This is a genomic window from Amycolatopsis sp. NPDC003676 (genome assembly GCF_053587275.1).
Map to the genome: position 1 here is coordinate 1 of NZ_JBSFNS010000191.1, position 9,652 is coordinate 9,652.

Sequence of the window (9,652 nt, forward strand, 5' to 3'; positions counted from 1 at the left end):
GCCTCCATGCCGCGGGTCAGCACGAACGCCTGCACCAGCCACAGCGCCACGAAACACATCCAGCCGAGCGCGTGCAGGCCGAGGAAACTGTGTTCCCCCGAAGGGGCGCCTCCCTTCGATGCTCACGGCAAGACCGTCGGACCAGTCTGGTAGAGATCTCCAAGTGACCAGCTCCGAACCCACCCCCCTATGGGACCTCCCGGAGCCTCCGCGCTCCACCCCGGAGCCGAAGGCCACCCCGGCGAAAAAGCCCCGCACCTCCAAACCGGCCCGCTCCCGCAAAGGCCAGCAAACCCCGGCCCCGGAACTCCCGGTAGCGAAGATCGCCGTCGACATCCCGCTAGCCCACCTCGATCGCACCTTCGACTACCAAGTCCCGGAAAAACTCCACGAATCCGCAGTCCCGGGCTGCCGAGTCCGAGTGCGCTTCGCGGGCCAGCTAGTCGACGGCTACCTCATCGAACGCACCGACACCACGGAGTACGAACGCAAACTCGCCTACCTCGAGCGAGTCACCTCAAGCGAACCCGTACTCCCACCGGCCCTGCACGCCGTCTGCCGCTCAGTAGCCGACCGCTACGCCGGAACTCTCTCCGACGTCCTGCGCCTGGCCCTGCCCCCGCGACACGCGAAGGCAGAAGCCGAACCACCCGCCGAACCGGCCCCGACACCGCCCGCGCCGGATGTCTCCGCCTGGACCCGCTACCAACGCGGCGAAGCCTTCCTGGAAGCAGTAACCGAAGGCGGCCCAGCCAACGCGGTCTGGCAAGCCCTCCCCGGCGAAGACTGGCCCCGCCGCCTGGCCGAAGCAGCCGCCACGGCAGCGGCCCAGGGAAGGGGCGCGGTCCTGGTAGTCCCAGACCACCGCGACCTAACCCGAGTACACGACGCGTGCATCGAACTAGTCGGCGAACAAGGCGTCGCTGCACTGATCGCCGGTCTGGGACCGGCAGAGCGGTACCGCCGCTGGCTTTCCGTGCTGCGCGGCGCAGTCCGCGTAGTCGTCGGCACCCGCGCGGCGATGTTCGCCCCCGTCGCGGATCCCGGTCTGTTCGTAGTCTGGGACGACGGCGACGATCTGCACCTGGATCCGCATGCCCCGTACCCGCACGTACGAGATGTGCTGATGGATCGGGCCCACGCAACGAAATCCGCCTTCCTGGTCGGCGGATTTGCCCGAACCGCCGAAGCGCAGCTGCTGGTGGAATCCGGCTGGGCACAACAGATCCAGGCTGATCGCACCGAACTTCGCGCCGCCGCCCCGCGCGTGACTCCGGTCGGCGAAGACTTCGACGTAGCGCGTGACGAAGCCGCCCGCGTCGCCCGCCTGCCCGCGGTCGCTTTCGAAGCGGCACGCCAAGCTTTCGCCGCCGGGCTCCCGGCTTTGGTCCAGGTCCCGCGCCGCGGCTACGTCCCGGGATTGTCCTGCGGCCAATGCCGCACGCCCGCCCACTGCCGCCGCTGCGCCGGTCCGCTCGCGCTGCCCGGCGGTTCGGTGGACGGCGCCCCGCGCCCGCCCGCCTGCCGGTGGTGCGGCGTCCCGGAGACCGCTTTCCGTTGCCCCGCTTGCGGTTCCGTCCGGCTGCGAGCAGTCGTCGTCGGTGCGAAACGCACCGCCGAGGAACTGGGCCGGGCTTTCCCCGGGGTGCCAGTCCGAACCTCCGGCGCGACCGAAGTCCTGGCGACCGTCCCTGGCCGCCCGGCGCTGGTGGTCTGCACGCCAGGCGCGGAACCGGTCGCCGAGGGCGGTTACGGCGCGGCGCTGCTGCTGGACGGCTGGGCGCTGCTCGGCCGTCAGGATCTCCGTGCCGCGGAAGAAACTCTGCGCCGCTGGATGGCCGCCGGTGCGCTGGTCCGTCCGGCGTCGAGCGGAGGCCGGGTCGTCGTCGGAGCGGAAGCCGGGCTGCCCGTGGTGCAGGCATTGGTGCGCTGGGACCCGGGCTGGCACGCGAGCCAGGAACTGGAGCAGCGCCGGGAGCTGGGTTTCCCGCCCGCGATGCGGATGGCGAGCGTCGAGGGGAGCCCGGCCGCGGTGGCGAGCGTGCTGGACGACCTCCCGCTGCCGGAAACCGGAGAGGTGCTCGGCCCCGTCCCGCTGGGCGATTTTGACGACGAGGGCAACGCGGAACGCGAGCGGGCGCTGGTGCGGGTGGCCCGCCGGGACGGTCGTGCCCTGGCGACGGTCGTGCGGGACGCGGTGGCCCGCCGCGACGCCCGCAAAGCGGTCGAGCCGGTACGGGTGCAACTGGATCCGCTGGATCTGATTTAGGCGGTCCCGGCGCGCCGGCACCCGGACGCGAGACGCCGCTGAAACAGGCAGCTGTCCAATGTCGTGGACAGGCCCTGAAACGCGCGGCGTGACGGGCTCGCAACCCGCGCAAACCGCCACGCGCGCAACTGGATCCGCTGAACCCGATCTAGCCAACCGCTAATTCCCGCATTCAACCCCGCCCCGGAAGCGGTTTTCCGTGCTGCCGCGCCATTTCCGTTTGAACCGGTTCGTCCCGGGGTGTATTGGAGAGGTGGAAACCGGGGGAGGGGCGTGGTCGCGCAGGGTAGCCCGTTGCTCCGTCCGGAGGACCGGGCTGCGGCATCTGCAGTCTTCGCGCCTACCCAGCGCACACTTACTCTTGAGGCCGGGCGGCCAAGATCAGGACCGCGGCCCGGGCCGGCTCCGGGCCGGCCTCCCGCTCGCGTGCCCCGTGCCCGGTCCTGCGGACAGGAGTCGGCGTTGATGGGCGACGTCTCGATCCGGCCGGCTGAACAGGCGGACCTCGCGGCGCTGGCGGAGATCCTCGGCGACCCGGGATTCTTCGAGGACCGGTTCACCCGGCAGGCGAAGGGGCTCGGCGTCCTGTTCACCGCGTGGTGCTCCGCGCGGCCGGTCGGCGCCGTGTACCTGTGGCTCGAGGACGCCGAGGAACCGCCGATCCGCGGCCATCTGCCGGGCGTTCCGCTGCTGACTCATCTGGAAGTCGCCCCGGAAGCACGCAACCGCGGCATCGGCGCGGCTCTCGTGCACGCGGCCGAGGACTACCTGGCCGGCCACGGCCACGCCCTCGGCGCGCTCGCGGTCCGCACGGACAACACCCGCGCCGCCCGGCTGTACAGCCGCCTTGGTTACCGCGACTGGGGCCACGGCACCGTCGTTTGCTACGCGGAGCACGTTTCGCCTGACGGGCGCACGATTTCCGAGGCCGAACGCTGCCACGTCCTGGTGAAAGGGCTGCCGGACGACCGTCCCGCGCCGCTGGCCGGCCGTATGTGCGGCGAGCGCTGAATCTTCAGGACTTGTGCACGAGCTCCGAGATCCCCAGCGTGTCGAAGGCGGCGTCCGGATCGCCCGGCACCCCGTGCCGCGCACGCAGCGACAGCAGATGCGTCTGCCACGTGTCCCGGTCCCGTTGCCAAGCGCGCAGGTACCGGACGCACAGGTCCGGCTCGATCACCAGACTGCGGCCGCGCGCCGCCTTCAGCGCGGCGATCATCCGGCCCTCGGCCGCGCCGGTCAGGTGCGGCGCGTCGTGGACCTGGCGCAGCGTGGTGTCGATGAACGCTTGACGGCTTTCCAGGAAGTCCGCCCAGTACTCCGCGTTCGCGTCGGCGATGCCGAGACCGTTGTCCAGCAGGCAGTAAATGCCCTCGGCGAGCGTGTCGCCGAGTTCCTCCGACCGGGCGCGCACGGTGTCGCGATAGGGGTCGTAGTCGTCCTGGTGCGCGGAGCCGGTCACCGCTGTGGCGCGCAGGCCGGTGCCGCTGAGGAGGAAGAACCAGTCCTCGTTGTAGATGTCCGGGAAGAACGAGGAGAACGCGTTGTGCCCCACGGCCAGTGCGCCGCCGCCGACGAACGTGTCCTGCTGTCCTCCGGAATCGCGGTAGGCGTGGCAGACCACGGAGTTGTCCGGCATGCCGGTGTTGGCGAGGCCGACCGCCGCGTACTCGTCGAGCAGGCCCGCGGCGGCGCGCAGGTCTCCAGGCTGCGAAAGGTGGATGTCGTCGTCGAGGAAGAGGATGCGCTGCCATCCGGCGAGGTCGGCCACGAGCACGCCGAGGTTGCGCTTGAAGCTCGTGTCAGTGCGCCGCGCCAGGCGCTTCGCCTGCAGCAGCTTGCTCGTCGCGAAGGCCGGGACAGTGCCGAGGCCAGCGACTTCGTCGGTGTCGATGGCGCGGACCCGTGCCCCGGCGCGTTTCGCGGCGAGCACCGCGTCGGTCGCCCGTGCGCTCTTGCTGCACAGCAACAGGACTGTGGCGTCGACCTCGCGGGCCGCGCGGAAAGCGTCCTTGAGGTAGGCGGCGGGGCGGCCGTTGGGCACGACGATCGCGTCCAGCTGGGCCTGCGGCGCGTCCTCGGCGGCGACGTGGTGCAGCAGCCGCTGGTGCGTCGTGTGCTGCGCCGGCGCTGCGACGGTCGCGGTCATGGAAGGCTCGATTCTGGCCACTCGTGCAGCCGGTTTTCTCGCAGGGTCCAGTCGGGGGTGAGCCCCTGGTTGTCGAAGACCGGGACCCGGCTGATGATGCTGAAGGAATCCTTGCCCGCGAAGCGCTGGTCGAGGTACGCCTGGTTGCGGTCGCGGAAGCGGTGGTCGGTCAGCGCTCGTACGGCCCCGAGGGTGCCGCGGCCGTACATCCCGTTGCACACGGTCACAGTGCGCTTGCGGTTGAGCGGGCTGACGCCGTGGTAGAAGTGCGCGACGTCTTCGATCAGTCTGCCGTCGTGCAGTTTGGCGCTGAACATCCGGGTCGTTCCGTCCGCGCGGGTCACTTCGAAGCCGGTGTCCAGCTGGTCTTCGTCGCCCTTGCGGCTGATCTGGCGGACCGGCACGTCGACCCGGTCGAGCAGCGCGCGGGTCTGCGGGTTCCAGTCGACGCCGCCGAGCAGCACGAGGTGCGCGGTGTACTCGTCCGCCGAAAGCGTCGTGTTCTGGTCGGTGGTGCGGAAGGTGACTTTGCTGGCCGGGTTGCACGCGCGGATGTGGCCGTAGAGTTCGAGCAGCGCGTCCGGGTCGGCGTAGGTGTAGAGGTTGACGTAGTCCGGGCTGGACGGGTCGGTGTAGGCGATGCGGTATTTCTCCGGCAGCTGCGCGCAGACGATCACGATGTCCTGCTGCGGCGGGAAGTGCCAGAGGCTCGCGGGCGCGAAGACCGGCTGGGCGGGCGGGTCGTCGAGGTCGCCGCGCAGCGCCTGCAGCTCCGCGAGCAGTTCCTTGCGGACCGTGTGCTCGTCGTCTGTCAGGTCGCCGATGTCCAGCAGGTGAAGTTCGCGGCCGTGGACGGAGCGGCGAGTGGCGAAGAAGGTCGCGTACGCCTCGAGCCGCGGCTGCGGGGGCGTCACCGGCTTCGCCACGTTCTCCCATGACGACAGCAGCCCGGTGCTCACGCCGAAGGCCTCGGCGAGCTGCCGCTGGGTCAGCACCACGTCGGACCAGGTCTCCTTGCGCAGGGTACGCAGGCGAGCGGCGAGCGCGGGGTTGGGCTGAGACACGACTTCAGACCCTTCAGTGAAGTTCAGTCAGACGTGAATGGCGGGGATTCTACACCCGGGACGCCGGGGTGGCCGGACGGGCCGGGGGTGGAGTGTCGGCGGGTGTTCAGGGGTTGCCAATCTCGGACTAGGCCGGGACCTGAACTGAAGATGTCGTGTGCGCGACACCATTGTTTCAGTCCCGGCCCAGCCTTATAGTAGCTGCTGTGAAAGTCTACTAGATTTCAGTAGCTTCCTGAAATAGGGGGGCGGTCATGGACACCTCAGCAGTACAGGCACCAGTACACCGAGCCATCGTGGTGGTCGACATCGAAGGGTCGACAACCCGTACGAACCCGGCTCGGGCCGGGCTCCGTTCGGTCCTGTTCGACCTGCTCGACGAGGCGTTCCTGGCCGGGGGCATCACCGAGGAGTTCCGGGACCCGTTCATCGACCGGGGCGACGGGGCGCTCTGCCTCATCCGGCCGGTCGACGAGGTCCCGAAGACAGTGCTGCTCGCCCGCGTGGTGCCCGCGCTGACCGAACTGCTCGCCCGGCACGGCGACCAGGATCCCGAACTGGCCTTCCGGCTGCGCGTTTCGGTCCACGCCGGCGAGGTGCACTACGACGCGCACGGGCCCTACGGCGAGGACGTCGACATCGCCTGCCGGCTGCTCGACGCGGCCGACCTGAGACGCAGGCTGCGCAGCTCCTCCGGCCCGCTCGCGCTCGTCGTCTCGAACGCGATCCACCGTTCGGTCGTCCGGCACGGCTACGCCGGGATCGACCGCAGCTCTTTCACCCACGCCTTCCACGTGCGCGTCGGCGGGCAGCGGACGCGGGGCTGGGTCCGCACCACCGACGCCGTCCGGCCGGGAGCGGGACTGATCGCCTGAGCGGTCCGGCCGGCGACGAGGAGGGTGGACCGCTGTGGAGACGATCGGGTTCTGGCCGGCGCTGGGCGCCGCGGACCGCGCGAAGTTCGAAGAGCTGTCCGTCCGCAAGGCTTACCGGCGCGGGGACGTCCTCTGCCGCGAAGGCGAGCGGGCCTCGGTGGTCCTTCTCCTGCTGACCGGGCACGTCCGGATCACCAACGCGACGCCGGACGGGCGCGAGGTCGTGATCGGCGTCCGCGGCGCGGGCGACGTGATCGGCGAACTGGCCGTGATCGACGGCGGACGGAGGTCGGCGACAGTGCAGGCACTCGACGAACTCGACGTACTGGTCGTGCCCGCCGCGCGGTTCGTCGCGCTGTGCCGGCGCGAGGCGGCGATTTCCTGGGCGCTGCTGCAAGTACTGGCCGACCGGATGCGCGACGTCGGACGGCAGTGGCTCGACATCGGCGGCGGGACGAGCACCCGCCGCGTGGCCGCGCAGCTGATGCAGCTGGCGGTGCAGCACGGCGTGCGGCGCGGCACGGACATCGAGGTCGCGGTGCCCGGCACGCAAGCGGAACTCGCGATGACAGCGGCGATTTCGCGCGAATCGTGGGCACGGGTGACGCGGGAACTCCGCCGCCAGGGGGTGATCAGCACCGCGCGCGGCCGGGTGACTATCCACCGGCTCGCGGAATTGCGGAGGCTCGCCCGCTGAACGTGTCAGCTGACACAGATTTCCCGGCTCCGCCGGGGTTTTCTGGATACACACCACCGAGGGAGGCAGTCATGGAACCGTTTCTTCCCGCTCCTCAGCCGGTTCGCTGGCGTCGGGGGGTGTACGCGGCAGCTCTGGTCGTCCCGTTCACCGTCGCTCAGGTGTGGGCGCTGCTGGTGTTGCTGAGTTTCGAATCGCTCCACGGGCTGGTCGCACAGGCGTTCCTGGTGATCCTCGCCGGTTCCCTGATCGCGACGGCCGCGGGCTGGCGCTGGGTGTGGCAGCTGGGTTCGGAGCGCAAACGCGTTCAGGCTCGTGAGGAACTGCGCAGGCGGGCGTACGAGAACATGCGCGAATTCGGGCGCGAGGACCTTCGCGAACCGCGGATACAGGTGCGGATATGACCACCGTGCTGGCCGCCGCGCAGAGTGGCGGGCAAGGCGTGCCGGCGGCGGTGCTCGTGCTCGCGTTGGTGGTCCTGATCGCCGTGATCCGGGTGCTGCGCTGGATCGCCGGACTGGCGGTGCGGCTGGCGGCCTCGGTCGCGGCGATCGCCGGACTGGTCGTCGGCGCGGCGGGCGTCGGCGGACTGGCCACGTTGACCGCGGTGGCGATGGCGGCCTCGAAATGAGTGTGGACACCGGTTCTGCCGCGGGGCAGACTCGCCCGCATGCCCACGACCGGAAAGCGAATCCTCGCGGTGCTCTCCGTGGCCGCTCTGGTGTCCACGGCCGGGGCGGCCAGCGCCTCGGCCGCCGTTCCCACTCCTAAATCGCCTGTCGCGACCGGCTATCTCGGCGCGGTGTCGAGCATCGACGCCGACGCCACGGCCATCGGCACGCAGGTGCTGCGCGGCGGCGGCAACGCCGTCGACGCGGCGGTCGCCGTCGCGGCCGCACTCGGCGTCACGGACCCGTTCTCGGCCGGCATCGGCGGGGGCGGGTTCTTCGTGTACTACGACGCGAAGACCGGCAAGGTCCACACGCTCGACGGGCGGGAAACCGCGCCCAAGACCGCGGACGAGAACCTGTTCGTGGAGAACGGCAAGCCGTTGCCGTTCGCGGACGCGGTGACCAGCGGGTTGAGCGTGGGGGTGCCGGGCACTCCGGCTACGTGGCGTGATGCGTTGCGCAAGTGGGGGACCCGGTCGCTCGCCCAGTCGATCGCTCCGGCGGAGCGGTTGGCGCGCAAGGGGTTCGTGGTCGATCAGACGTTCCATGACCAGGTCGCGCACAATGCCGCGCGGTTTGCTGCGTTTCCTTCGACTCGGTCGTTGTATCTGCCGGGCGGTCAGCCGCCGGCGCCGGGGACGGTGTTCCGGAATCCTGATCTTGCCGGCACTTACGGGGAGTTGGCCCGGCGGGGTACGGATGCCTTGTACCGCGGAGACATCGGGGCGGATGTCGCCCGGACTGTTCAGCGGCCGCCGGTCGATCCTGCTTCTTCCCTGAATGTTCGGCCTGGGAAGCTCTCTTTGGGGGATCTTGCCGCGTATCGGGCTATTGAGCGGGAGCCCACGCATACGGAGTATCGCGGGTTGGACGTCTACGGGATGCCTGCGCCTTCGTCTGGCGGGCTTACCGTGGGCGAGGCTTTGAATATTCTGGAGAATTACGATCTTCGCGGGGCCAGCAAGGCTGACTATCTGCAGTATTTCCTGGAGGCTTCGCGGTATGCGTTCGCTGATCGGAATCGGTGGATCGGCGATCCCGCGGTGGTGGATGTTCCGGCTCGGGAGTTGCTCAGCCAGGAGTTCGCGGACAGCCGGGCTTGTTTGATCTCTCGGGACCACGCTGCGACTAGTCCGGTTGCGCCTGCTGATCCTCGGCATCCTCAGCCTTGTGGTGCTGGTTCTGTCGGGGCTCCTACGCCTTATGAAGGGGAGAACACCACTCACCTTACTGTGGCGGACAAGTGGGGGAATGTTGTCGCTTACACCCTTACTATCGAGCAGGAGGGTGGTAGTGGGATTGTGGTGCCCGGGCGTGGGTTCCTGTTGAACAACGAGTTGACTGACTTCTCGTTCGTGCCTGTTACGCCTGGGGTTCCTGATCCTAATTTGCCTGGGTCCGGGAAGCGGCCTCGGTCTTCTATGGCTCCTACTGTGGTTTTGCGGGACGGGAAGCCGTTCTTTGCCACTGGGTCGCCTGGGGGCGCTTCGATTATTACGACTGTGCTGCAGGTTTTGCTTGGGCGGATTGATCGTGGGTTGTCGTTGGAGGATGCGATTGCCGCGCCTCGGGCTTCTCAGCGGAATTCTGCCAAGGCGGATGTCGAGGCTGGGTTCTTGGCTCAGCCTGAGGTCGCGGATTTGCAACGGCGAGGGCAGGTGTTTTCGTCTTCGCCTGCGGAGATCGGGGCTTCTACCGGGGTGGAGAGTTTGCGGGACGGGCGGTGGATTGCCGCTGCTGAGCCGGTGAGGAGGGGACAGGGGGCTGCTGAGGTTGTGTTGCCTTGGCGGTGGCCTGGGGGGCGGTAGTTCGGCTCGTCGCCTGGCGGCGACATTGCTTTTGAGTGGTTGCGTGGGGCACCCCGAAGCTGAGTGTGACTACGGCGCGGAGGTGCTTGTCAAGGCGGGAAAGATGCCTTGACAAGCAC

9 protein-coding genes and 1 pseudogene are annotated in these 9,652 nt (G+C 69.2%); 7 read left to right on the top strand and 3 right to left on the bottom strand.

What is annotated here, in order from left to right; genetic code table 11:
- Nucleotides 1–95, bottom strand: a pseudogene (locus tag ACWDNU_RS43930) (cytosine permease); the annotation flags it as partial.
- A 68-nt stretch (nucleotides 96–163) separates the two neighbouring features.
- Here ACWDNU_RS43930 and ACWDNU_RS43935 point away from each other — a divergent pair.
- Nucleotides 164–2,269, top strand: coding sequence for a primosomal protein N' (locus tag ACWDNU_RS43935; protein ID WP_449673208.1), 2,106 nt, complete (start codon nucleotides 164–166; stop codon nucleotides 2,267–2,269).
- 465 nt (nucleotides 2,270–2,734) lie between these two features.
- Complete coding sequence (locus ACWDNU_RS43940) at nucleotides 2,735–3,280, top strand: GNAT family N-acetyltransferase (RefSeq protein ID WP_449673209.1); 546 nt, start codon at nucleotides 2,735–2,737, stop codon at nucleotides 3,278–3,280.
- 4 nt (nucleotides 3,281–3,284) lie between these two features.
- Here ACWDNU_RS43940 and ACWDNU_RS43945 read toward each other — a convergent pair whose 3' ends face one another.
- Complete coding sequence (locus ACWDNU_RS43945) at nucleotides 3,285–4,418, bottom strand: hypothetical protein (protein ID WP_449673210.1); 1,134 nt, start codon at nucleotides 4,416–4,418, stop codon at nucleotides 3,285–3,287.
- Nucleotides 4,415–5,482: a helix-turn-helix domain-containing protein gene (locus tag ACWDNU_RS43950; RefSeq protein WP_370938763.1), complete on the bottom strand. Its 1,068-nt coding sequence runs from the start codon at nucleotides 5,480–5,482 to the stop codon at nucleotides 4,415–4,417. The genes ACWDNU_RS43945 and ACWDNU_RS43950 overlap by 4 nt, the downstream gene beginning before the upstream one ends.
- 254 nt (nucleotides 5,483–5,736) lie before the next feature.
- Between ACWDNU_RS43950 and ACWDNU_RS43955 the strand changes: the two genes are divergently transcribed.
- The 5 genes from ACWDNU_RS43955 (at nucleotide 5,737) to ggt (ending at nucleotide 9,533) form a co-directional block, all read left to right on the top strand.
- Nucleotides 5,737–6,357, top strand: coding sequence for a nucleotidyl cyclase domain-containing protein (locus tag ACWDNU_RS43955; protein ID WP_370938762.1), 621 nt, complete (start codon nucleotides 5,737–5,739; stop codon nucleotides 6,355–6,357).
- Between the two features lie 34 nt (nucleotides 6,358–6,391).
- Entirely contained in the window at nucleotides 6,392–7,054 is a 663-nt protein-coding gene (locus ACWDNU_RS43960; RefSeq protein ID WP_370938761.1) for a Crp/Fnr family transcriptional regulator, read from the top strand.
- Nucleotides 7,055–7,125: 71 nt separating this feature from the next.
- Complete coding sequence (locus ACWDNU_RS43965; RefSeq protein WP_354751157.1) at nucleotides 7,126–7,458, top strand: hypothetical protein; 333 nt, start codon at nucleotides 7,126–7,128, stop codon at nucleotides 7,456–7,458.
- Nucleotides 7,455–7,685 (top strand): hypothetical protein, encoded by a 231-nt coding sequence (locus ACWDNU_RS43970; RefSeq protein WP_370938760.1) that lies wholly within the window; start codon nucleotides 7,455–7,457, stop codon nucleotides 7,683–7,685. Before ACWDNU_RS43965 ends, ACWDNU_RS43970 begins: the two co-directional genes overlap by 4 nt.
- Before the next feature lie 39 nt (nucleotides 7,686–7,724).
- Complete coding sequence (gene ggt, locus ACWDNU_RS43975) at nucleotides 7,725–9,533, top strand: gamma-glutamyltransferase (RefSeq protein WP_449673211.1); 1,809 nt, start codon at nucleotides 7,725–7,727, stop codon at nucleotides 9,531–9,533.
- The last annotated feature ends 119 nt before the right edge of the window (nucleotides 9,534–9,652 follow it).

Bases quoted from the DNA above. Each gene is read 5' to 3' on its own strand.
- ACWDNU_RS43955 (WP_370938762.1), top strand. From the start codon at position 5,737: ATGGACACCTCAGCAGTACAGGCACCAGTACACCGAGCCATCGTGGTG.
- ACWDNU_RS43945 (WP_449673210.1), bottom strand. From the start codon at position 4,418: ATGACCGCGACCGTCGCAGCGCCGGCGCAGCACACGACGCACCAGCGG.
- ACWDNU_RS43940 (WP_449673209.1), top strand. From the start codon at position 2,735: ATGGGCGACGTCTCGATCCGGCCGGCTGAACAGGCGGACCTCGCGGCG.
- ACWDNU_RS43965 (WP_354751157.1), top strand. From the start codon at position 7,126: ATGGAACCGTTTCTTCCCGCTCCTCAGCCGGTTCGCTGGCGTCGGGGG.
- ggt (WP_449673211.1), top strand. From the start codon at position 7,725: ATGCCCACGACCGGAAAGCGAATCCTCGCGGTGCTCTCCGTGGCCGCT.
- ACWDNU_RS43970 (WP_370938760.1), top strand. From the start codon at position 7,455: ATGACCACCGTGCTGGCCGCCGCGCAGAGTGGCGGGCAAGGCGTGCCG.